At 68.5% G+C, this 22,367-nt stretch carries 24 protein-coding genes; 17 read left to right on the top strand and 7 right to left on the bottom strand.

The features are described 5' to 3' along the window. The first annotated feature begins 45 nt into the window (after positions 1-45). Both tatB and tatC read left to right on the top strand, forming a co-directional pair. Positions 46-462: a Sec-independent protein translocase protein TatB gene (gene tatB / locus ABDZ92_RS00580; RefSeq protein WP_125961437.1), complete on the top strand. Its 417-nt coding sequence runs from the start codon at positions 46-48 to the stop codon at positions 460-462. Further along, positions 459-1,235, top strand: coding sequence for a twin-arginine translocase subunit TatC (gene tatC / locus ABDZ92_RS00575; protein WP_125961436.1), 777 nt, complete (start codon positions 459-461; stop codon positions 1,233-1,235). The genes tatB and tatC overlap by 4 nt, the downstream gene beginning before the upstream one ends. A 260-nt stretch (positions 1,236-1,495) precedes the next feature. Here tatC and ABDZ92_RS00570 read toward each other — a convergent pair whose 3' ends face one another. The 5 genes from ABDZ92_RS00570 to ABDZ92_RS00550 form a co-directional block, all read right to left on the bottom strand. Next, positions 1,496-2,818 (bottom strand): serine hydrolase, encoded by a 1,323-nt coding sequence (locus ABDZ92_RS00570; RefSeq protein ID WP_125961435.1) that lies wholly within the window; start codon positions 2,816-2,818, stop codon positions 1,496-1,498. Positions 2,819-2,852: 34 nt separating this feature from the next. Next, complete coding sequence (locus ABDZ92_RS00565; protein WP_125961434.1) at positions 2,853-3,995, bottom strand: hypothetical protein; 1,143 nt, start codon at positions 3,993-3,995, stop codon at positions 2,853-2,855. Between the two features lie 104 nt (positions 3,996-4,099). Next, positions 4,100-6,082, bottom strand: coding sequence for a DNA topoisomerase IV subunit B (gene parE / locus ABDZ92_RS00560; protein ID WP_125961433.1), 1,983 nt, complete (start codon positions 6,080-6,082; stop codon positions 4,100-4,102). Between the two features lie 51 nt (positions 6,083-6,133). Continuing rightward, on the bottom strand, positions 6,134-7,138 hold the full coding sequence (locus ABDZ92_RS00555; RefSeq protein ID WP_272695195.1) for an alpha/beta fold hydrolase: 1,005 nt from the start codon (positions 7,136-7,138) through the stop codon (positions 6,134-6,136). Positions 7,139-7,217: 79 nt separating this feature from the next. Continuing rightward, positions 7,218-7,934: a GcrA family cell cycle regulator gene (locus ABDZ92_RS00550; RefSeq protein WP_125961431.1), complete on the bottom strand. Its 717-nt coding sequence runs from the start codon at positions 7,932-7,934 to the stop codon at positions 7,218-7,220. A gap of 68 nt (positions 7,935-8,002) precedes the next feature. On the opposite strand from ABDZ92_RS00550, the gene ABDZ92_RS00545 reads away from it, so the two are divergent. The 6 genes from ABDZ92_RS00545 to ABDZ92_RS00520 all read left to right on the top strand — a co-directional run bounded on the left by ABDZ92_RS00545 (position 8,003) and on the right by ABDZ92_RS00520 (position 13,316). Next, positions 8,003-8,845 carry an ABC transporter permease gene (locus tag ABDZ92_RS00545; protein WP_125961430.1) on the top strand — a complete coding sequence of 281 codons (843 nt, stop codon included), beginning with the start codon at positions 8,003-8,005 and terminating at the stop codon, positions 8,843-8,845. Positions 8,846-8,974: 129 nt separating this feature from the next. Continuing rightward, positions 8,975-10,165 carry an aspartate aminotransferase family protein gene (locus ABDZ92_RS00540; RefSeq protein ID WP_125961429.1) on the top strand — a complete coding sequence of 397 codons (1,191 nt, stop codon included), beginning with the start codon at positions 8,975-8,977 and terminating at the stop codon, positions 10,163-10,165. Between the two features lie 90 nt (positions 10,166-10,255). Then, a complete protein-coding gene (argF, locus tag ABDZ92_RS00535; RefSeq protein ID WP_125961428.1) occupies positions 10,256-11,182 on the top strand; it encodes an ornithine carbamoyltransferase in 927 nt (308 codons plus the stop codon). Between the two features lie 178 nt (positions 11,183-11,360). Further along, positions 11,361-12,272, top strand: coding sequence for an Hsp33 family molecular chaperone HslO (locus ABDZ92_RS00530; RefSeq protein ID WP_125961470.1), 912 nt, complete (start codon positions 11,361-11,363; stop codon positions 12,270-12,272). A 73-nt stretch (positions 12,273-12,345) separates the two neighbouring features. After that, complete coding sequence (locus ABDZ92_RS00525) at positions 12,346-12,774, top strand: DUF3617 domain-containing protein (RefSeq protein ID WP_125961427.1); 429 nt, start codon at positions 12,346-12,348, stop codon at positions 12,772-12,774. A 338-nt stretch (positions 12,775-13,112) separates the two neighbouring features. Then, a complete protein-coding gene (locus ABDZ92_RS00520; protein ID WP_125961426.1) occupies positions 13,113-13,316 on the top strand; it encodes a hypothetical protein in 204 nt (67 codons plus the stop codon). Between the two features lie 17 nt (positions 13,317-13,333). Here the strand turns inward: ABDZ92_RS00520 and ABDZ92_RS00515 are convergent, their stop codons facing one another. Together ABDZ92_RS00515 and ABDZ92_RS00510 are read right to left on the bottom strand one after the other, a co-directional pair. Continuing rightward, a complete protein-coding gene (locus tag ABDZ92_RS00515) occupies positions 13,334-14,626 on the bottom strand; it encodes a M20/M25/M40 family metallo-hydrolase (protein WP_125961425.1) in 1,293 nt (430 codons plus the stop codon). Positions 14,627-14,672: 46 nt separating this feature from the next. After that, complete coding sequence (locus tag ABDZ92_RS00510; RefSeq protein WP_125961424.1) at positions 14,673-15,128, bottom strand: universal stress protein; 456 nt, start codon at positions 15,126-15,128, stop codon at positions 14,673-14,675. A gap of 125 nt (positions 15,129-15,253) precedes the next feature. Here ABDZ92_RS00510 and ABDZ92_RS00505 point away from each other — a divergent pair, with 125 nt between their 5' ends. The 9 genes from ABDZ92_RS00505 (at position 15,254) to rpsG (ending at position 22,308) form a co-directional block, all read left to right on the top strand. Further along, positions 15,254-16,585, top strand: coding sequence for a pyruvate dehydrogenase complex dihydrolipoamide acetyltransferase (locus tag ABDZ92_RS00505; RefSeq protein WP_125961423.1), 1,332 nt, complete (start codon positions 15,254-15,256; stop codon positions 16,583-16,585). A 40-nt stretch (positions 16,586-16,625) separates the two neighbouring features. After that, positions 16,626-16,847 carry a hypothetical protein gene (locus tag ABDZ92_RS00500; protein ID WP_125961422.1) on the top strand — a complete coding sequence of 74 codons (222 nt, stop codon included), beginning with the start codon at positions 16,626-16,628 and terminating at the stop codon, positions 16,845-16,847. Further along, complete coding sequence (locus ABDZ92_RS00495) at positions 16,840-17,229, top strand: acyl-CoA thioesterase (RefSeq protein WP_125961421.1); 390 nt, start codon at positions 16,840-16,842, stop codon at positions 17,227-17,229. Before ABDZ92_RS00500 ends, ABDZ92_RS00495 begins: the two co-directional genes overlap by 8 nt. A gap of 27 nt (positions 17,230-17,256) precedes the next feature. Continuing rightward, a complete protein-coding gene (gene lpdA / locus ABDZ92_RS00490; protein ID WP_125961420.1) occupies positions 17,257-18,657 on the top strand; it encodes a dihydrolipoyl dehydrogenase in 1,401 nt (466 codons plus the stop codon). Positions 18,658-18,764: 107 nt separating this feature from the next. Continuing rightward, complete coding sequence (locus ABDZ92_RS00485; RefSeq protein WP_125961419.1) at positions 18,765-19,046, top strand: hypothetical protein; 282 nt, start codon at positions 18,765-18,767, stop codon at positions 19,044-19,046. 87 nt (positions 19,047-19,133) lie between these two features. Next, complete coding sequence (locus ABDZ92_RS00480; RefSeq protein WP_125961418.1) at positions 19,134-19,742, top strand: DUF4142 domain-containing protein; 609 nt, start codon at positions 19,134-19,136, stop codon at positions 19,740-19,742. Positions 19,743-19,860: 118 nt separating this feature from the next. Continuing rightward, the gene (locus ABDZ92_RS00475; RefSeq protein ID WP_272695193.1) at positions 19,861-21,165 is read left to right on the top strand and encodes a Xaa-Pro dipeptidase; all 1,305 of its coding nucleotides are present in this window, start codon (positions 19,861-19,863) and stop codon (positions 21,163-21,165) included. A gap of 248 nt (positions 21,166-21,413) precedes the next feature. After that, on the top strand, positions 21,414-21,785 hold the full coding sequence (gene rpsL / locus ABDZ92_RS00470) for a 30S ribosomal protein S12 (RefSeq protein ID WP_086129340.1): 372 nt from the start codon (positions 21,414-21,416) through the stop codon (positions 21,783-21,785). A 52-nt stretch (positions 21,786-21,837) separates the two neighbouring features. Continuing rightward, positions 21,838-22,308: a 30S ribosomal protein S7 gene (gene rpsG, locus ABDZ92_RS00465; protein ID WP_125961416.1), complete on the top strand. Its 471-nt coding sequence runs from the start codon at positions 21,838-21,840 to the stop codon at positions 22,306-22,308. Positions 22,309-22,367 lie beyond the last annotated feature (59 nt).

Raw genomic sequence — 22,367 nt, 5'->3', positions numbered from 1 at the left:
TTCACGGGCGCGCCCGGCGCGCCCCTCGACGCGAACGGGCGCTGAATGTTCGATATCGCTCCGACCGAGCTGATGCTGGTGGCCGTGGTTGCGCTGCTGGTGATCGGCCCGAAGGACCTGCCAAAGGCAATGCGCTTCGTCGGCCATTGGGTCGGCAAGGCACGCGGCGTCGCGCGCCAGTTCCGCTCCGGCTTCGACGCCATGGTGCGCGAGGCGGAACTGGCCGAGATGGAAAAGAAGTGGGCGGAAGAAAACGCCCGCATCCTGCGCGAGCATCCGGCGCTTCCGGCTGCGGACACCGCCAGCCCCGCCGCCCCTGAAACGGGCGCAGCGGACACGGCGCCGTTCCCCAATGACGCGCACGACGCGCCCGTCATGGTCGAAAAACCGCATGTCGAGCCCGCGGGCGAGGACGATCGCCCGGCTCAGCCGCCGGCGCTGGATGGAAAGGCGCCGTCGTGAGGGACATCGACGACAGCCAGGCACCGCTGCTCGATCATCTGATCGAGCTTCGCCAGCGCCTGATCTACTCGCTGATCGCGATCGCGATCGCGTTCGGCGCCTGCTTCTATTTCTCCGAACAGATCTTTGCCTTCCTGGTCCAGCCGCTGCTGGCGGCGGGGCAGAAGCGGATCATCTTCACCCAGATCTTCGAAGGCTTCTTCGTTCAGGTGAAGGTCGCCTTCTTTGCGGCGATGATGCTGTCCTTCCCGGTGATCGCGAACCAGCTGTGGCAGTTCGTGGCCCCCGGCCTCTACCGGTCGGAAAAAAAGGCGCTGTTCCCCTTCCTGCTCGCGACGCCGGTCCTGTTCCTGATGGGCGCGGCGCTCGCCTATTACGTGACCATCCCGGTCGCCCTGCATTTCCTGCTCGGCTACCAGGGCAATCTCGGCGGCGTGCAGCAGGAGGCGCTGCCCTCGGTCGCCAACTATCTGTCGTTCGTGATGCAGTTCCTGTTCGCGTTCGGCCTCGCCTTCCTGTTGCCCGTACTGCTGATGCTGCTGGAACTCGCCGGCATCGTCACCCGTGCGCAGCTGGTGAGCGCGCGCCGCTATGCGATCGTGGCTGCCTTCGCGCTTTCGGCGGTGCTGACGCCGCCGGACGTCTGGTCGCAGATGCTCCTCGCGATCCCGCTGGTGCTGCTCTACGAGGTCGCGCTGATCGGCATCTGGTTCACCGAACGCAAGCGCGCCCGCAACGCCCCGCCCGAGGAAGAGGACGAGGCCAAGGCCTGAGCCGGAAGCGCTTCCCACATTCCTTCTGTACCCCGGCGAAGGCCGGGCCCAGTTGGGGGACGATCGAGAGGTGCGCAGTCCCTCGCCGCGACGCGGGGAATATCGAGGGACGGTACCAACCCCTCCACCGTATCCCTGCGAAGGCAGGGATCCAGGGCCAAGCAGAGCAACGGCCGATAGCGTTCCGAACCCTGGGCTCCTGCCTGCGCAGGAGCACTGGAGTAGCTCGTAAGGCCCCCCAGCGCGCCGCAGCGCACTTCCTACGGCGCAGCCAGCGCCGCCGCCTTGTTGATCAACCCGACGAACCGCGCTTCGTCAATCGCGGCCTGCGGGTTGTTCCAGCTCCCGGCCATGGCAACCCAGCCGCCCGACTTCGCGCGCATCAGCAGGGTCATGTTGATGACCCCGGGCTCCGATCCGCCCTTGTAGCCCACCCAATCCCAGCGGGCGGCGTTCGCCGGCGCAATGCCGGGGTTCTTGGACAGCACCGCGCGCGCCTCCGCTCCGGCCGGACCTTCGGTATTGCGTCGCAGCCAGTCCATCACCCGCAGCAGGTCGTCGGCGGAGGCGAACCACTCGATCGTCGCGATCCGGATCGGCTTGCCATCCTGGAACAGCGAGGCGGGGATCGCCGACACCGGTGCTTGCGCGACCGCTCCGTCCAGCAGCGCGCGGCGGCTGGCGACATCCGCCGCCTCCCACTGCCGCCCGAGCGCACCGCCCTCCACGCCCTTGAGCTTGAACGCCTCCAGGGTCCCCAGGAACGGCGTGTTGCGCCCGCGTGCGTCGCGGATACCGATCACCGGCAGCATCGCCTCCACCTTGTCGCGCCCCAACGCGCGCAGCAGGATGTCGGTGGCGGAATTGTCGCTGACGGAGATCATCTGCGTCGCCAGCTCGCGCAGCGAGACGCGCGTGCCTGCAGGCTTGCCCGTATAGCCTCCGCCCGGAAGCGGGCTGCCATCCAGCGTCACCGTGTCGTCCCACCCGCGCTCGCCCGCCCGCGTGGCGCGCACCAGTTCGGCCAGGATCACCAGCTTGAACGTGGAGCCGATCGCAAGCGGCGTGGCAGGATCGTGCGCCGCCAGATGCTTGGGTCCGCCGTCCTCCAGCCGCGCGAGCGCAAAGCCGGTGGCACCCGGCAGGGCACGGATCGCCTCCACCACCGCCTGGATGCTCGCCTCCGGCGCCTCGCGCGGTTCGCTGCCGGTGATCCGGAGGCCGGTCACCAGGTGCGGGGCGGCGGGATCGACCACGATCTGCCCGACCGCAGTCCCGCGCTCGAAGCCGAGGCGGAAGTCGGCGACATGGGGCGTACGCGCCACCAGCGCTTCGAGCCGGGTGGGCTTGCCGAGGCCCCCCGTCAGCTGGTCGCGCACCTGCCGGAATGCCGCCTCCGGGATCGCGGCGCGGAAGCTGGGCGCGAAATAGCGGTCATAGGCGATGCTCCCCGTGATCGCCGCCGCCAGCGCCTCGGCCCGCTGCCGCAACTCCGGCGATGCGGTCACCGCCTGCGCCTCAGCGGCAGGAGCGGGCGCTTCCTGCGCGGCGAGCGACGTGCCCGTCGCAAGCGCGACTCCCAACGCAGCGGCCCGAAACCGGCAAAGCGGCACCCGCTCAGCTCGCCCGCTGCGGGTTCATGCCCGGTGGCGGTGCGTCCATCGTCAGGTCGAGCACTTCCACGCGCGGCAGGCCGGTAGGCTGGGGAATGCGCGACCCGAGTTTCGTCGCGAGGCGAGAGGTGATGGTGTAGCGTTCCACCCGCAGGAGCCCCGGGTCGCCCGGCGGGAGTGCCAGCGGCACATAGCGGCGGGACGCCAGCGACTCGAGCACGCGCTTGTTCCAGCCACCGCTGTAATGCTCGCTCTGCCGCAGCAGCGCTGCGTCGCGGGTGCGGCCGTCCGGACCGATCCAGAAAGCGACGTCGATCCACTGGTCCTCATAACTCTGGAGCGGCGGATCGTCCCACTTGCCGGCGCCGAGCTTGACCGGCTCGCTGTAGAGCAGGCGCGGCGTGCTGGCCGGTTCCGCCTGCACTCGGGCGATCAGCGCATCGACCGCATCCGGCGCTCCCTCGGCCATCGCCAGCCGGGTCTCCAGCACCTGTGTCGCCAGTCGGAAGCCGGCCGCATCGGACGCGGAGGCGGTCTTCAGCTGCCGGAGCGCGGCACGGGCCTCCGGGCGAAACCGCTCGCTGAGCTGCGCAAGGGAGACCTTGAGCGAAGCGGTACGCAGTAGCGCGAAGTTCCGGATCGTCGGCTGCCCGGCTGCCGCCGCGTCCTCGGCAATGGCCTTGTACTCGCGTTCCGCCCCACGGATGTTGCCCAGTTCGGAAAGCCCATCGGCCAGCTCGATACGGCCATAGAGCGTCTGCGGATCGTCCTCCGAGAGCCCCGCGCGCAGGGAGGCGAGCATGCCCCGCATGGCGGCCTTCATCCCGTCGCCATCGCCCAGGTGGGCGTGGATCCGTGCGTCGGCCCGGTAGAGCACGGCCACGTCCACGGGATTGGTCTTTGCAAACCCGCGGTTGCGCCGGATCGCCTCCCCGATCGTCCGCCGGGCGTCGCGATACGCTCCCGCCACGAACTGATTCTCGACATGGGAGAGCGAGGCGGCGACGTCCTCGGCGGGAGGGCAGTGCCGCGCGATGCACGCGGCCAGCCTCTGTTCCGTCTGCTCCAGCCGTACGGCGGTGACGACGACCTCGCCTCCCGCGCTCTCCGGCGCCTCCTGGGCCGCTGCCGTCGAAGCCAGCAGCATGGAAAGGGACACGCCAAGTGCAGTTCGCAGCATCGCCAAGACCTCGCCATCGGGAGTTCCGATGACAAGGCTATCAAGCGGCGACGTGGTCTGTCACGCGCTTTTCAGGCGTCGATGACTTCTTCGTCCAGTCTTGCCGCATTCTCCTGGATGAAGGCGAAGCGGTGGGCGGGATTATTGCCCATCAGCCGGTCGACCAGGTCCTTCACCCCTGCGCGCTCCTCATATTCCTGGGGCAGGGTGATGCGGATCATCGAGCGCGACTTGGGATCCATGGTGGTCTCGCGCAGCTGCATCGGGTTCATCTCGCCCAGGCCCTTGAAGCGCGCGACCTCGACCTTCTTGCCCCTGAACACCGTGCGCTCCAGCTCGGCGCGGTGCGCATCGTCGCGCGCGTACAGGCTCTTGGCGCCTACCGTCAGGCGATAGAGCGGCGGCTGCGCCAGATAGAGGTGCCCGCGCCGCACCAGGTCCGGCATCTCCTGGAAGAAGAAGGTCATCAAGAGCGTCGCGATATGCGCGCCGTCGACGTCCGCGTCCGTCATGATGACGATGCGCTCGTAGCGCAGGTGGCTGGGATCACAGTCCTTGCGCGTGCCGCACCCCATGGCGAGGATCAGGTCGGCGATCTCCTGGTTCGCCAGGATCTTGGCACTGGTGGCGCTGGCTACGTTCAGGATCTTGCCGCGGATCGGAAGGATCGCCTGGGTCTTGCGGTCGCGCGCCTGCTTGGCCGAGCCACCGGCCGAGTCGCCCTCGACGATGAACAGCTCGGTGCCGGCAGGATCGTCGGCGGCGCAGTCGGTGAGCTTGCCGGGCAGGCGCAGCTTGCGGGCCGAGGTCGCCGTCTTGCGCTTGACCTCGCGCTCCTGCTTGCGGCGCAGGCGCTCGTCCATCCGCTCCAGCACATAGCCGAGCAGCGCACGGCCGCGCTCCATGTTGTCGGAAAGATAATGGTCGAAATGGTCGCGCACGGCCTTCTCGACCAGCGCGGTGGCGTCCGGGGAGGTCAGCCGGTCCTTGGTCTGGCTCTGGAACTGCGGATCGCGGATGAACACCGACAGCATCACTTCGGACCCGGTGAGCACGTCGTCGGGCGTCAGGTCCTTGGCCTTTTTCTGCCCCACCAACTCGCCGAAGCCGCGCAGGCCGCGCACCAGCGCTTGGCGCAGGCCCTGCTCGTGGGTGCCGCCGTCCGGCGTCGGAATGGTGTTGCAGTACCAGCTGTAGCTACCGTCGCTCCACAGCGGCCAGGCGACCGCCCATTCGACGCGGCCCTGCGCGTCCGGAAATTCCTGCGTGCCAGCGAAGAAATCCGAGGTCGCGCACTCGCGCCCGCCGATCTGCTCGCGCAGATGGTCTGCGAGCCCGCCGGGGAACTGGAAGACAGCCTCAGCCGGGGTGTCGTCGGAGATCAGCGAGGGAGCACAGCGCCAGCGGATCTCGACGCCCGCGAACAGATACGCTTTGGAGCGGACCAGCTTGTGCAGCCGCGCTGGCTTGAAAAGCATGTCCCCAAAGATTTCGGTATCGGGCGTGAACGCGACCGAAGTACCGCGCCGGTTGGGCGCCGCGCCGACCTTTTCGAGCGGCCCGAGCGTCTGCCCGCGCGCGAAGCGTTGGCGATACAGCTGCCGGTCGCGCGCGACCTCGACCACCGTGTCGGACGACAGCGCATTGACCACGCTGATGCCGACGCCGTGCAGGCCGCCGGAGGTCGCATAGGCCTTGCCGGTGAACTTGCCGCCCGAGTGCAGCGTCGAGAGGATCACCTCCAGCGCCGACTTGTCGGGGAAGCGCGGGTGCGGGTCCACCGGAATGCCGCGGCCGTTGTCGACGATGGTCAGGCGATTGCCTTCCTCCAGCGTCACCTCGATGCGGTTGGCGTGGCCGGCGACGGCCTCATCCATCGCATTGTCGAGCACTTCGGCCGCCAGGTGGTGCAGCGCGCGCTCGTCCGTGCCGCCGATGTACATGCCGGGGCGGCGACGAACCGGCTCCAGCCCCTCGAGCACCTCGATCGACGAGGCGTCGTAGCTGTTGCTGGCGGTGGTGGAGGAGGGCGACGCGAACAGGTCTTCTGCCATGGAACAGCTATAGTACGCGGGCGACCCCAGCGCAAAGCGCGCCGGCCAGGTTCAGTGCCGGATCGCGTGGGCGAGGGCGAGGTGGAAGCTCTTGGGGTCCTCGACCATCGGCGAATGGCCAAGCGCCGGCAGCCGCACCAGCCGCGCGTTGGGAAAGGCCTTCACCGCCGCCTCCGCCGCCTGCGGCACGGTGCGCACCTTCGCCCGCACCGCCTCGGGCGCGGTGTTGGCGCGAAACGCGGTCTTGTCGAGCTGGCCGATGAGGAGGGTGACGGGCACTGCCACGCGCGACAGCTCGGCCGCGACGGGCTGCGTCTCGATCATGTCGGAAAGCCGCGCCTGGGCTTCGCGCACCGTGTCGCCCTCGGCGCTCGCATATTGCCCGGCGAGCATCGCCACCCAGCGATCATAGGCGGGACGCCACTGGCCATGGTAATAGTTGCGCAGCTGATAGGCCTTGATCGAGCCGGCGTCGGTCTTCGCCTCCTCGGCGCGCAGGCCGTCGAGCGGCGTATAGGGCACGCCCTCCGCCAGCGTGTCGTTCAGGCCCAGCGGGTTGACCAGAACCAGCTGCGACAGGCGCTTGGGGTAAAGCAGGGCGAAGCGGGTCGCGAGCACGCCGCCCGTCGAATGGCCGACCAGCACGACCCGCCCGGCACCCGCCTTGTCGAGCAGCGCCGCCGTCAGGCTCGCCAGCGCGTGGAAGCTGTACTGGAAGCCCGCCGGCTTGGACGATTTGCAGAAGCCGATCTGGTCGGGCGCGATCACGCGATAACCGCGTGCCGCCAGGTCTCCGATCGTCTCGCCCCAGGTGGCCGCGCAGAAGTTCTTGCCGTGCAGCAGCACGACGGTGGTGCCGTTGGCGGCCGCAGTCGGGGCGACGTCCAGATAGGCCATGCGCACCGCCTCGCCCTGCGCGCGCGTCTCGAACCAGCGGACCGGATAGGGATAGTCGAACCGCTCCAGGTTCGCGCCGAAATCGGGTTTCGACTGGGCAAGCGCCGGGAACGGCACCCCCGCCAGCGCCAGCGCAATCATCCAACCCGCAGTCTGCATCCTTGCCTCCTCGCCGCCCCGTCAAAATGCGATCGCCCCGGAACCGGGTTCCAGGGCGATCGGTGTTTCGTGCTCTGCCTCAGCGGACGCGCGGGCCGCCATAGGGCAGCGGCGGCGGCGGGCGCCGGTCGCGGCGGGGCAGCTGCGCCTGATAGGCGTGGCCGCAATGCTCGACGCAGTACGGGAAGCCCGGATTCACCTTGTCGCCGCAGAAGTGGAAGTCCGGCTCGCCCGGGTGGCCGATCGGCCACTTGCAGATGCGGTCGTTGAGGTCGAGCAGCGTGGTCTTGCCGGCGATCGCCTCGCTGGGGCGGGCGGGCACCAGGCGGCGCGGCGGGGCGGGCGTGATCGGCGCGCTGTTCTCGCCGGGGTTCTGGCGCAGGAAGCCACCGGGGCCGACCGAACGCAGAGTCGGCTGGGGCCGCGACTCGGCGGCCGGTGCGGTGTCGTCCTCTTCGGCCGGTTCCGGCGCGGCAGCGCGCACCGGCTCGGGCGCGCGTACCGGCGCCGGCTTTACGGGCTCGGGAGCAGGCGGGGGCGACGCTTCGACTCGCTTGGGCGCCGGCGGCTCCGCCGGCGCGGCCACGGGTGCGGCCGGGGCTGCTGCGGCGGCCTTCTTTGCCTCCGGATCATTGGCGCGAACGGGCGAGGGACGCGACTGCAGCCCCAGCCGGTGGGCCTTGCCGATCACCGCATTGCGGCTGATCCCGCCCAGCTCTTCCGCGATCTGGCTCGCCGTCTGCCCGGCTTCCCACATCTTGGTCAGCGTGGCGATGCGTTCCTCGGTCCAACTCATTCGTCGTCGTTCCCCACTCGGTTCCGGTGCGGGTTGCGGCCCGCGACGCCAGCGACTAGGCGGCACCCATGGCCGATCAGCCCCTCGCATCCGAAAACAGGATTTCCGACCCCGGTGTTCCGGTCATCCGGAACGTCAACTGGGGCGGCTTGCGTGCGCTCTATATCAAGGAGGTGCGCCGTTTCTTCAAGGTGCAGCTCCAGACGATCTGGGCACCTGCCGTGCAGACCCTCCTGTACCTCGTGGTGTTCACCACGGCGCTGGGTGCGCGCGGGGCGGTTCCGGTCGGCGGCGGCACCGTCGCCTTTGCCGATTTCCTCGCACCCGGCCTGATCGTCATGGGGATGCTCACCAACGCCTATGCCAATGCCAGCTTCTCGCTGCTGGTGGGCAAGATGCAGGGCACGATCGTCGATTACCTGATGCCGCCGCTCTCCACCGGCGAGCTGCTGGCGGCGCTGACCGGCGGCGCCGTCACGCGCGCGTTCCTGGTGGGTGGCGCGGTCTGGCTGGCGATGGCGCTGTGGCCGGGCGTGCACGTGACGCCGCAGCATCTCTGGGCGATCCTGTGGTTCGGCTTGCTGGGCTCCGTATTCCTGGCGCTGGTGGGCGTGCTCACCTCGATCTGGGCGGAGAAGTTCGACCATGCCGCGGCGGTCCAGAACTTCGTGGTCGGCCCGCTCACGCTCCTGTCCGGCACCTTCTATTCGGTCGAGCGACTGTCGCCGACCTTTCAGGCGATCAGCCACGCCAACCCCTTCTTCTACATCATCTCGGGCTTCCGCTACGGCTTCATCGGCACCGCCGATTCGCCCGTGCTGCTCGGCAGCCTGGTGATCCTGGGCGTCGACGTGGTGCTCGGCATCATCGCCTATCGGCTGCTCGCAACCGGCTGGAAGACCAAGAGCTGAGGCTGCTGCGCCAGCCTTGGTGTTGACCGGCTTCGCCGGTCGCGCGTAAAGCAACGGAAGGGCGGCCTGGCTGGGCCGCCCTTTCGCGTTTCTGGAGCTTTTTCCACCTAGCCTGAAGGAGGCCGTTCGATGTCGATCACCGCGCTCATGCCCGTTTACCCACGGTGCGGCGTGCGCCCGGTGCGAGGCGAGGGCTGCTACCTCTTCAGCGAGGACGGCACGCGCTATCTCGACTTCGCCGCCGGCATCGCGGTGAACGCGCTCGGCCACGGCCACCCGCATCTGGTGAAGACCATCGCCGACCAGGCCGCGACCCTGATGCACGTCTCCAACCTCTACGGCAGCCCGCAGGGGGAGGCGCTGGCGCAGCGCATCGTCGACAACAGCTTTGCCGACACCGTGTTCTTCACCAACTCGGGTGCCGAGGCGGTGGAGTGCGCGATCAAGACCGCGCGCCGCTACCACTACGCCAACGGCAATCCTGAGCGGCACAAGCTCATCACCTTCCAGAACGCCTTCCACGGGCGCACGCTCGGCGCGATCTCCGCGACCGATCAGCCCAAGATGCGCGACGGGTTCGAGCCGCTGCTGCCGGGCTTCGACTATGTGCCCTTCAACGACCTGGAGGGCGCGCTCGCCAAGATCGATGACGAGACCGCCGGCTTCCTGGTCGAGACCGTCCAGGGCGAGGGCGGGCTGATGGCGGCGACGCCGGAGTTCCTCCAGGGCCTGCGCAAGACGTGCGACGAGCACGGCCTGTTGCTGGTGCTGGACGAGGTGCAGTGCGGCTATGGCCGCACCGGTACCTTCTTCGCGCACGAGCAATATGGCGTCACGCCCGACATCATGTCGGTGGCCAAGGGCATCGGCGGCGGCTTCCCGCTCGGCGCCTGCCTCGCGACCGAGGAAGCGGCCAAGGGCATGGTCTACGGCACCCATGGTTCGACCTATGGCGGCAACCCGCTCGCCATGGCGGCGGGCCAGGCGGTGCTCGACGTGATGCTGGAGCCGGGCTTCCTCGATCATGTGAAGCAGATGGGCGAGCGCCTGCGCTCGGCGCTCGAGCAGATGATCCCCAATCACGACCATCTGTTCGAAGAGGTGCGTGGCAAGGGGCTGATGCTCGGCATCAAGCTCAAGGCCGACGCGCGTGAGTTCGTGGCGCATCTGCGCGACAACCATCAGCTGCTGACCGTCTCGGCCGGCGGCAACGTGGTGCGCGTGCTGCCGCCGCTGGTGATCGACGAGCGCCACATCGCCGAGGCGGTGGAAAAGCTCTCGGCCGGCGCGAGCACCTTCGTGCCGCTCGCCGACGATTGATCCTCGCCACCTGACATCGACCGGCCCGTCCTGGCCGTCCGCCCTCTCAAATGGGGCGGCCGGTCGGGCGGGGAGCCAAGGGCCTTTGCCATGACCCAGACCCGTCACTTCCTCGATCTCTCCTCCGCCGGCGCCGATGGCGTCGCCGCGATGCTCGCCGACGCGCTCGATCGCAAGCAGGCGCGTGCCGGCTTCCCCAAGGGGCGCCCCGACGTGGACGCGCCGCTCGCCGGCCACACGCTGGCGATGGTGTTCGAGAAATCCTCCACCCGCACTCGCGTGTCGTTCGACATGGCGATGCGCCAGCTCGGCGGCAGCGCGGTGATCCTCGACAGCGGCACCAGCCAGCTTGGCCGCGGCGAGACGGTTGCCGACACCGCGCGCGTGCTGTCGGGCTATTGCGACGCCATCATGGTCCGCACCGACGACCATGCGAAGCTGGAGGAGATGGCGGCCTATGCCACCGTCCCCGTCATCAATGGCCTCACCGACAATTCGCACCCCTGCCAGATCATGGCGGACCTGCTGACCGTCATCGAGGCGGGCCTGGCGCTGCCGGGCAGCAAATGGGCGTGGCTGGGCGACGGCAACAACGTGCTCCACTCGATCATCGAGGCGGGCGGGCTGATGCACTTCGACGTGGTCGCCGCCTGCCCGGAGGGCTTCGACCCGGCACCGCACGTGCTGGAGGCAGCGGGCGCCCGCGCGCGCGTCTGCCGCGATCCGCTTGAGGCGGTGTCCGGTGCCGACGTGATCGTCACCGACACCTGGATCTCGATGGGCCAGGCCCATGCCGACGCGAAGCTCGCGGCGATGGCGCCGTTCCAGGTGACCGAGGCCCTGATGGCCGCGGCAAAGCCGGACGCCAAGTTCCTCCACTGCCTGCCCGCCCACCGCGGGGAGGAAGTGGTGCCGGAGGTGATCGACGGCCCGCAGTCGCTGATCTGGCCGGAGGCGGCGAACCGCCTTCACGCGCAGAAGTCGGTCCTGCGCTGGTGCTTCGGCCAGATCGGCTGAGCGCCGCCTGAGGAAGCCGGTCCGCGGCACGAGTTGCCGAACGCGGGCGGCTTCCTATCTTGGGGCGACATCCACCGAGCGTCGTTTCGCCCTGCCACACGGGGCGGCTCTTCTTCTCCCATGCGGGCGGAAGGGGAAGGGCAGGGCTCGGACAGGCTCAGCCCGAATGGTAGACGACATGCAGGAACTCACCGCCACCGATCTCGACCGCGCGATCGGCTTCACCATTCCCGACCGGGACGCCCGCGGCCGCATCACCCGGCTGGGGCCGGTGCTCGATTCGATCCTCTCCGCGCACGCCTACCCGCCGGCGATCGAGACGCTGCTGGCCGAGGCGCTGGCGCTCACCGCATTGCTCGGTTCGACGCTGAAGGGCGAGGAGGGCCAGCTCACGCTGCAGGCGCAGACCCAGAACGGCGTCGTGCGGCTGATGGTCTGCGACTTCAAGGCCGGCGAGCTGCGCGGCTATGTGGACTATGACGCCGAGCGTCTGGCGGCGCTGCCGGAGGCGCCGTCGCTGTTCGCGCTGTTCGGCAACGGCTATCTCGCGATCACCTTCGACCAGGCGGTGACCGGCGAGCGCTACCAGGGCATCGTGCCGCTGGACGGCGAGTCGCTGGCGGACGCGGCGCAGAGCTACTTCCTCCAGTCGGAGCAGATCCCGAGCCTGGTGCGCCTGGGTGTCGGTCGCGATGCGGCCGGCCGGCCGGTTGCAGGCGGGCTGTTCCTGCAGCACCTCCCCGATGGCGAGGAGGGGCGCGATCGTATCCACACCCGCCTCGATCACCCGCAGTGGCAGCACGTCGAGGCACTCGGCGCCACCATGGGTGCGGACGAGCTCACGGATGCGGCGCTTCCGCTGGAGACGCTGGTCTGGCGGCTGTTCAACGAGGAGCGCGAGGTGCTGGTGCAGGGAAGCACGGCCATGAGCCGCGGCTGCCGCTGCGACGTGACCTACATCCAGCAGGTGCTGTCGCGCTTCCCGGAGGAGGAGCGGCGCGAGATGGCCGACGAGAACGGCCTGATCACCGTCGACTGCGCCTTTTGCGCCACCAAGTTCCCGGTACCGTTCGAGACGGCACTCTCCTGACGTTGCATCCCCGGCAGGCAGCCCCCACATGCGCGGCGGGGGCTGCCGCGCTGCGGCAAACGGAAGGTGAGACATGAGGGGTGGGGGCGCAGGTCGCGCCATTCTGGCCGCAGTGGCGGCGATACTCGGTGCGGCGTCTGCCGTAGCGGTGGTTCCGGGCTCCGGACTTAAGGCAACAGCGTCGATCGAGCCCGGCCTGTGGCAGGTCCGCGAACGCGGTGCGAAGGCGGGGGGACGCAATCTGTGCGTCCGCGACGTCGGCGCGCTGGTTCAGCTCCGTCATGCCGGCGTTCAGTGCTCGCGCTTCGTCATCGAAGATGCCGGAAATCGCGCGACGGTACACTATACCTGTCCTGGATCGGGACATGGACGGACCACCATCACCGTCAATACCTCGCACGCGCTGACGGTCGAGACGCAGGGCATCGCCGAAGGCTTGCCGTTCCAGGAGGAATATTGGGTCCGGCGCCTCGGCAGCTGTTCGCCCGGCCGCGGTCGTTAAGGCTGGGTTTATGCGGGCCGTTCTACGAAGCGAATAGCCGGATTTCGGCGCATGTTCCCCTAACAACATGATCCTCGGGCCGCTCTTCAGCGGCCCGTTCTTTGCCGGTCTCGCGCTTCGCGGCTGACCGCTTGAGTCGCTGGACGCGATCTCCTAGTCCTCTTGAGGGCGCTACGTAGTAATTCGTACGCGGTTTACCGGAGCGCGGCCACGTACGGTCGCTAAGGGCGTGGCGCGTTTTTGCGGTGCAGCGTATGCCTCCTGTGCTCTTCGGCCTCCGTGGGGGGCGGTTACTTCGGGGCCGAAGCGCATATCAGGGGAGAGTCGGGAGACGATCCGTGGGTTGGCTTTGTATGGTGATGGGCCACAAGCACGCGAAGCGTGTGTGGCACGATGGGGTCGACTTTCGCGCCCGTTGCACGCGCTGCAGCGAGGAGATGCTGCGCGATGACGTCCGGGGCGAATGGCGCCTCTTCGATCCGGTCCGGGACGCCGATCCTACGCGCACCGAGAAGCCGGACCGCCAGTCCCGCGCGGGCTGAGGCGCCGCCTCCGATCCTCACCCGCGGGGCGCGCGCGCCGCAAAGCTGACCAGGCTCTCGCTGCCATCCTTGGCAAGCGCCGACACGCCGACGAAATGGTCGTCGACGATCACGCCCTTCAGCACATGGCTGGTGCCCGTCACGTCCACCTGGTCCGTCCAGTCCTGGCGATCGTTGCGGCGCCAGCGGATGCGATATCCGGCGGCGCCCGGCACCGGCTGCCAGCGCGCCGTCGTGTCGGTGCTGAGCGCGCCCGCGATCGTCACGCCTTCGGGTGCGGCCGGCGCCGCTGCCAGCCGCGCGAGCGTCGCGACGTTCAGCGCCGTCACCTTCGCGAGATAGGGGAAGTCCATCCGGTCGACCGTGTCGCCATAGACGCGACCGCTTTCCGTGCGCAGGTCCTGGTGCTGGGCGTCGTAATTCTCGACGCCGACGGAGAAGCGCACGGCCGGGTAGCCGAGCTTCAGGAACGGCTCATGGTCGCCGCCGCGGCCGAACCGGTCGGGGCGTCGTTCGAGCACCGCGTCGAGCCCGCCCGGCACGGTTCCCGCAACGCCGTCGATCGCCTTGGCGAGCGACCGGCTGGGGCCGTCGTCCTCGCCGCCGGCCGCGCGGCGCGCGATCTGCTGCTCCAGCGATTCGGAACTGCGGATTCCTTCGGAGAACACCCGCACCCGGTCCGCGACTCGCCGCCCGTCGAGGCCGATCGTGTTGCCGACGATGTCGTTGTTGAGCACCGCGCTCACCGTCCAGCCGCGTTCGCGCGCGGTGTCGGCGAGCAGTTCGCCGCCCCACAATCCCTGTTCCTCGCCCGACAGCGCCGCATAGACGATGGTCGCGTCGAACTTCTCCTTGGAAAGAATCCGCGCCGCCTCCAGCACCAGCGCCACGCCCGACGCGTCGTCGTTCGCGCCCGGTGCGTCGCTGGTCGCGTCCATCACGTCCGTCACGCGGCTGTCGATGTGCCCCATCACGATCACCACCCGCTTCGGGTCGCGTCCCTGCTGGAAGCCGAGCACGTCGACGATCTGTACGCCATTGGGTGCGCGCGGGCCGGTGAAGCCGCGGGCGATGTTCGCCACCGTGATGCAGCCGCCGCATGCCTCGCCGATCCGGCCCATCTCGTCGGCGAACCAGCGCCGCGCCGCGCCGATCCCGCGGCTGGGGTGGTCGGCCGACGACAGCGTGTGGCGGGTGCCGAACGACACCAGCTTCTCGACGTCCGCCTTCATCCGCTCGGGCCTGGGCGCCTCGCGCGCCGTGGCAGGGGTGGCGAGGGCAAGGAGCGGCAGCAGGAAAAGGGTTCGCATGGCCAAGGGTTTGACCGCGTTTTTGCCCCGGCTCAAGCGCCGCGTGTCAACTCAGCCGGTCGATCGCCTCGCGGTCCAGGCTGCCCGGGATGATCATCACCGGCACCGGCAGCGTGCCCGCGTCGGTGCCGGAGAAGTGGCTCACCAGCGGCCCGGGGGCGCCGCTTGCCGCCGCGCCCAGCACCAGCGCGGCGATCTCCGGATTGCCGGCGATCATCTCGCGCACGATCGCCGGGCCGTCGCCCTCGCGCACCGTCAACGCCGGCTTCAGGCCCGACTCCTCCAGCAACGTGCCCGCGGCGGCGGCGACCAGCCCTTGCGCGCGCTGCTGGGTTTCCTGCTCCATGGTGGCCATCACGCCACCCCATTGCACGAACTCCGGCCGCTCGATCAGCGCCAGGATCTCGACCGAGCCGCCGGTCTTCACCGCGCGCCGCGCGGCAAAGCGCAGCGCGATCTGCGACTCGGGACTTTCGTCGATCACCACCAGATACGTACGCATCGAAAACGCTCCCCTTTGGTTTGAAGCGTGGCGACGCTCGGCCGTTCGCGCAAGCCCACGGGGTTGACCGGTGCGGCTGTGACGGCAAAGGAAGGTCAGAGCCCCGAGAGGATCCAGCTGTACCCATGTCGATCGAAATCAAGATGCCCGCGCTTTCCCCCACCATGGAGGAGGGAACCCTCGCCAAGTGGCTGGTGAAAGAGGGCGACACCGTTCGTTCCGGCGACCTGATGGCGGAGATCGAGACCGATAAGGCGACGATGGAGTTCGAGGCGGTGGACGAGGGCGTGATCGCCAAGATCCTCGTCGCCGAGGGTTCGGACAATGTGAAGGTCGGCACCGTGATCGCGATCCTGGCGGGTGAGGGCGAGGACGCGAGCTCGATCGAGGCACCGGCAGCCGCTGCACCGGCAGCTGCTGCGCCGGCCGCGACGCCCGCTCCGGCAGCGAGCCCGGCTCCTGCCGAGCAGCCCAAGGCGGAGGCGAAGCCCGCTGCCGCTCCGGCAGCCCCGGCCAGCAGCGGCAGCCGCGTGAAGGCCAGCCCGCTTGCGCGTCGACTCGCCGCCGAAAAGGGCATCGACCTCGCGGGCCTCAGCGGCTCCGGCCCCAACGGCCGCATCGTCAAGGCCGACCTCGACGGCGCCAAGCCGGGCCAGGCGAAGGCAGCGGCTCCCGCACCGGGCGCCTCGGCCAGCGGTGCGGCCAGCATTCCCGCCGGCGGGACTGCGCCGAGCCAGGAGACCAAGGCGGTCTGGTACGACGAGTCGATCCCGCACGAGGTTTCGAAGCTCTCCAACATCCGCAAGACGATCGCGCGCCGCCTGACCGAGGCGAAGCAGACGATCCCGCACATCTACCTTACGGTCGACGTCCGCCTCGACGCGCTGCTCAAGCTGCGCGGCGAGCTCAACAAGAGCCTGGACGCGCGCGGCGTGAAGCTGTCGGTCAACGATCTGCTCATCAAGGCGCTCGGCATCGCGCTCGAGCAGAGCCCGAAGTGCAACGTGACCTTCCTGGGCGACCAGCTCGTCAGCTACAGCCGTGCCGACGTGTCGGTGGCGGTCTCCACGCCGACCGGCCTGATCACCCCGATCATCCGCGACGCGGCTGCCAAGGGCGTCGCCCGCATCTCGACCGAGATGAAGGAGCTCGCCGGCCGCGCCAAGGAGAACAAGCTGAAGCCCGAGGAGTATCAGGGCGGCACCGCCAGCCTGTCCAACATGGGCATGTTCGGCATCAAGCAGTTCGAGGCGGTCATCAACCCGCCGCAGGGCATGATCCTGGCGGTCGGCGCGGGCGAGAAGCGCCCGTACATCGTCGACGACGCGCTCGGTGTCGCCACCGTCATGACCGCGACCGGCAGCTTCGACCACCGCGCCATCGACGGTGCGGACGGCGCGCAGATGCTCAAGCTGTTCAAGGCGCTGGTCGAGCAGCCGATGGGCCTGCTTGCTTGAGGCCCGGGCGCAGCCGGTGGTTGCTAGGCGGAGCGCGGCGATGAAGGTGCGGATTGCGATCGAGCTGATCCAGATCGTGTTGAGCGTCGCGGCCGTCGTCGGGGTGGGGATGCTCTCCGCCTGGTCCTACCGGCCCGCGCGCGATGACGTCGAGCTGGTGACGCTGGGCGCGGTGCTGGTCGTGGTGGTGCTCGGCATCCGCCAGCTGCAGCGCGCCATTGCCGAACAGCGTCTTGCTCGCGAGGGTCTGGCCCATGACTGACGGCCCGCCCCAGGGGCAGCCGGCGCTGCGCGTCACCACCATGCCTGCCGACGCCAATCCTTACGGGGACATCTTCGGCGGCTGGCTGATGAGTCAGATGGACATGGCCGCCGGCCTCACCGCCGCACGCCACGCGCGCGGCCGCGCCGTCACCATCGCGGTCGAGGCGATGCAGTTCCACGCCCCCGTCGCGGTCGGCGACGAGGTGTCGGTCTATGCCGAGCTGGTGAAGACCGGCCGCACCTCCATGACGATCGAGGTCGAGGCCTGGCGCCGCGGCCGCCACGTCGAGGAACAATGCCGGGTCACCCAGGCGCGCTTCGTCTTCGTCGCGATCGACGAGAACCGGCGCCCGCGCCCGATCAACACCGTACAATCCTGAAGAATCGCAGAACGGAAGCACCAAGCCATGGCTGAAACCTACGACCTCATCGTTCTCGGCTCCGGGCCGGGCGGCTATGTCGCGGCGATCCGTGCGGCGCAGCTGGGCCTCAAGACCGCGATCGTCGAGCGCGAGAACCTGGGCGGCATCTGCCTCAACTGGGGCTGCATCCCGACCAAGGCGCTGCTGCGCTCGGCCGAGATCTTCCACTATATGCAGCACGCCAAGGACTATGGTCTCGCCGCCGACAAGATCAGAGCCGACCTGGATGCGGTGGTGAAGCGCTCGCGCGGCGTTGCCAAGCAGCTCAACCAGGGCGTCACCCACCTGATGAAGAAGAACAAGGTGGCGGTGCACATGGGCACCGGCAAGCTGACGGGGAAGGGCAAGCTGACGGTCACCGGCGCAGACGGCAAGACCACCGAGCTTGCGGCCAAGAACATCATCGTCGCCACGGGTGCGCGTGCCCGAGACCTCCCGAACCTGCCGGCGGATGGCAAGCGTGTGTGGACCTATCGCCACGCGATGACGCCGTCCGAGATGCCGACCAAGCTGCTGGTCATCGGATCGGGCGCGATCGGCATCGAGTTCGCCAGCTTCTACAACGACATGGGCTCCGAAGTTACCGTGGTCGAGATGATCGACCGCATCGTGCCCGTCGAGGACGCGGACATTTCCGCCTTCCTCGAAAAGTCGCTCACCAAGCAGGGCATGAAGATCCTGACCGGTGCCAAGATCGACAAGATCTCCGCCGATGCCAACGGCGTGAAGGCGACGATCACGGGCAAGGACGGCAAGGCGTTCGACGGCGAGTACAGCCATGTCATCGTCGCGATCGGCATCGTGCCGAACACCGCCGACATCGGCCTGAAGGAACTGGGCGTCGCGATGAACGACCGCGGCTTCCTGGAGACGGACGCCACCTGCAAGACCAATGTCGAGGGCCTGTGGGCGATCGGCGACATCACCGCGCCGCCCTGGCTCGCGCACAAGGCCAGCCATGAGGGCGTGATCGCGGTCGAGGCGATCGCCGGCAAGCACCCGCATGCCATGGACGTGCGCAACATCCCGGGCTGCACCTATTGCCACCCGCAGATCGCGAGCGTCGGCCTGACCGAGGCGAAGGCCAAGGAAGCGGGCTATGAGGTGAAGGCTGGGACCTTCCCGTTCATCGGCAACGGCAAGGCGATTGCGCTCGGCGAAGCGGAAGGCTTCATCAAGACCGTGTTCGACGCCAAGACCGGCGAGCTGCTGGGGGCGCACATGATCGGCGCCGAGGTGACCGAGATGATCCAGGGTTACACCGTCGGCAAGACGCTGGAGACCACCGAGGCCGAGCTCATGGAAACGGTGTTCCCGCACCCGACCATGTCCGAGGCGATGCACGAGAGCGTGCTCGCCGCCTACGGGCGCGCGCTGCACATCTGATCCGGCCGGCGGGCGGTCCTTCGGGCCGTCCGCTGCCCCCCGTCTGGCCGGCGGCTTCGGAACGCCCCTCGCGAACGCACGTTGTTGCCCGCGAAGGAGACGCCGCCATGACCAAAGCCGTTCCGATGATGATGCTGCCGCTCGTCGCGCTGCTGGGCGCGTGTGGAGGCGGCGAAGAGGTCCGCGTGACCAACGACGAGAACGTCGTCCTCAACGACAGCTACGACAACATGGCCTTCTCCAACGACGGCGAGGATCCGGCCAATGCAGCCGGAAGCGCCGGCGGTGCGGACGGCGCCATGATGGGCAACGGCACCGACGGCAACATGACGATGCCGGCCGGCAACGACACGCTGCCGATCGCCAACGACGCCGCCCCAACTCGCTGACCGGAGCGGCGCCCGCTCCACGCTTCGTCGCAAATCACGGAACGGGCGCCGGAAGCCTGCGTTGCACAGCCCCGAAGGAGAGACTGCATGAAGAAGCTTTTGCTGATCGGGGCCGTGTTGCCCGCACTGGCCGGCCTTGCCGCTTGCGGCGATCGTAGCGCCACCGACAACACCAACGTCGTGGTCGCCGATGAGGGCACCGCCAACGACACCGTGCTGACCGACGAGACGCTGGACGGCAACGAGGCCGCCACCACCGGCAACGCGGCCGATGCCGCCGCGCTGACCGCGCAGAGCTTCGCCAACACCATGGCCGCCAGCGATACGTTCGAGATCGAGTCGGCGAAGATCGCGCAGGACAAGGCGACGGCGCCGGCCCTCAAGCAGTTCGCAGCGCAGATGGTGAAGGATCACACCGCCTCCACCGCCAAGCTGAAGACCGCGGCCGCCAGCGCCAACGTCACCCCGGCACCGGCGCTCACCGCCGAGCAGAACGCGAACCTGGAAGCGCTTCGCGCCGCCAGCGGTGCCGAGTTCGACAATGTCTACAAGCAGCAGCAGGTCGCAGCCCACCAGCAGGCGCTCTCGGCGCTGCAGGGCTATGCCGCCAATGGCGAGGCAGCCTCGCTCAAGACCTTTGCCTCGAACACCGCCAAGGTGGTCGAAGGTCATCTGAAGGAAGTGCAGGGGATGTAATCCCCGGCGGCGGGTGCGAGGGCTCTGCGCTTTCGCACCCGCCGCATTTTCTCCCCCCGAGTGGATTGACCCCGCCTGCATCCGCCCCGACCAAGGGGCGAACGCGTGCAGGGGGACGATGATGCGGAACTTGGGGGTGGCGGCTGCGGCCGCAGCGGCGGCATTCGCGTCGCCGGCATTCAGCCAGACGACGGGGTCGGAGACGGTCGTGGTGACGGCCGATCGCATGCTCGACGTCCAGAGCGGCCGGTTGCTCGATCAGCCGGTGGTGGTGATCACCGACGGGCGCATCGCCTCGGTCGCGACCGGCAACGCGCGGCCGCTGATTCCGGCGGGCGCGACTCGCATCGATCTTCCCGGCAAGACGATCGTCCCCGGCTTGATCGACATGCACGTCCATCTCACCAGCAATCCGAAATACGGCGGCTACACCGGCCTCCAGTTCACCGACAGCTTCTGGGTGGCGCAGGCGGCGGGCAATGCCGCGCGGACGCTGCGCGCCGGCTTCACCACCGTGCGCAACGTTGGGTCGGACAATTACGCCGATGTCGGATTGAAGCAGGCGATCGAGGAGGGATGGATCGACGGCCCCCGCATCGTTCCCGCTGCCTATGCGCTCGGCGCCACCGGCGGTCACTGCGACGAGACCTTCCTGCCGCCTTCCTTCCAGCGCGTCTCGCCGGCGATGGGGGACAGCCCCGAGGAGCTGAAGAAGCGGGTGCGCGAGCAGCGCAAATATGGCGCGGAGGTGATCAAGGTCTGCGCCACCGGCGGCGTCTTCTCCCGCAACACCGAGCCCGGCATCCAGCAGCTCCATGAAGAGGAGCTCAAGGCCGTCGCCGACGAGGCCCATTTCTGGAAGCTCAAGACCGCCGCCCACGCCCATGGTGCCGAAGGGATCAAGGCCGCGATCCGCGCCGGCATCGACACCATCGAGCACGTCAGCTTCATCGACGACGAAGGCATCCGCCTCGCTCGGGAGCGCGGCACCTGGCTCGGCTTCGACGTCTACAACACCGAATATACGCTGGCCGAGGGCAAGGCGAACGGCGTGCTGCCGGAGAATATCGAAAAGGAACGCCGCGTCGGCACGCTCCAGCGCGAGAACTTCGGCCGTGCGGCGAAGGCGGGCGCGCGCATGATCTTCTCGACCGACGCGGGCATCTATCCCCATGGCGACAATGCGCGCCAGTTCGCGGTCATGGTCCGCTTCGGCATGACTCCGCTGGACGCGATCCGCACCGCCACGTGGAATGCCGCGCAGGCGCTCGGCCGAGAGGCGGACGTGGGTGCCATTGCAGTTGGCCGCTTCGGCGATCTCGTGGCGGTCGAAGGCGATCCCATCCGTGACGTGACCCTGCTCGAACGGCCCGCAGCGGTGGTGAAGGGCGGCAAGCTCGTCGCCGGCCATCAGGGCGCCTGACCCGCGGCAGGTGCGGCGGGGCAGGGGAGGGCGACGCCTTCCCCTGCGGGCCGCGCCATTGACCGTGCGCGGGCGAGCGCGTATAGGCGCGCCCGTTCAATGGGATGGTTCCGGTTCGCCGGTCTCGACCTGCTGGGCAGCGCTGAACGTTGTTGGAGACCTAAGGCCCCGGGGCGTGTTGCCGCGTGGCCTTTGCGCATTCCTGTCACGACTCCGGCAAAGTAACCGTTTGAAAGGTGAAGGGCTTCATGCCGACGATCAACCAGCTGGTCCGCAAGGGCCGCGAACTGCAGAAGACCAAGTCCAAGGTCCCTGCGATGGAGCAGAACCCGCAGAAGCGCGGCGTCTGCACCCGTGTGTACACGACGACCCCGAAGAAGCCGAACTCGGCTCTGCGCAAGGTGGCCAAGGTTCGCCTGACCAACCAGCGCGAAGTCATCAGCTACATCCCGGGCGAGGGCCACAACCTCCAGGAGCACTCGGTGGTGCTCATCCGCGGCGGCCGTGTGCGCGACCTTCCGGGCGTGCGCTACCACGTGCTGCGCGGCGTGCTCGACACCCAGGGTGTCAAGGACCGCCGTCAGTCCCGCTCCAAGTACGGCGCCAAGCGTCCGAAGTAAGCCGGCCGCTGTTGCGGTCCATTCAGGCTGAAGTTTTAAAGGAATAAAGCAGATGGCACGTCGTCGTCGTCCCGAGAAGCGGGAAATCCTGCCGGATCCCGTCTACGGGGATCAGGTTCTTTCGAAGTTCATGAATTCGGTGATGCTGGACGGCAAGAAGTCCGTCGCCGAAGCCATTGTCTATGGTGCGTTCGAGACCATCGAAGCGCGCGCCAAGCGTGACCCGATCGGCGTCTTCCACGACGCACTCGGCAACGTGAAGCCGGGCATCGAGGTCCGCAGCCGCCGCGTCGGTGGTGCGACCTACCAGGTTCCGGTCGAAGTCCGTCCGGAGCGTGCACAGGCGCTCGCGATCCGCTGGCTGATCGCATCGGCCCGCAACCGCAGCGAGAACACCATGGCAGCCCGCCTGTCGGGTGAGCTGATGGACGCAGCCAACAACCGCGGCAACGCGGTCAAGAAGCGCGAAGACACGCACCGCATGGCGGAAGCGAACCGCGCCTTCTCGCACTACCGCTGGTAACAGCGGTTCCGGCGGTCTTCCGCTGGCAACACAACCGACCTATATGATGGGGAGCCGGT

The organism is Sphingomonas molluscorum (genome assembly GCF_039522995.1).
Taxonomy (GTDB): Bacteria; Pseudomonadota; Alphaproteobacteria; order Sphingomonadales; family Sphingomonadaceae; genus Sphingomonas; species Sphingomonas molluscorum.
The sequence above is the reverse complement of the archived record's forward strand: the minus strand, read 5'-3'. Positions and strand labels throughout refer to the sequence as shown.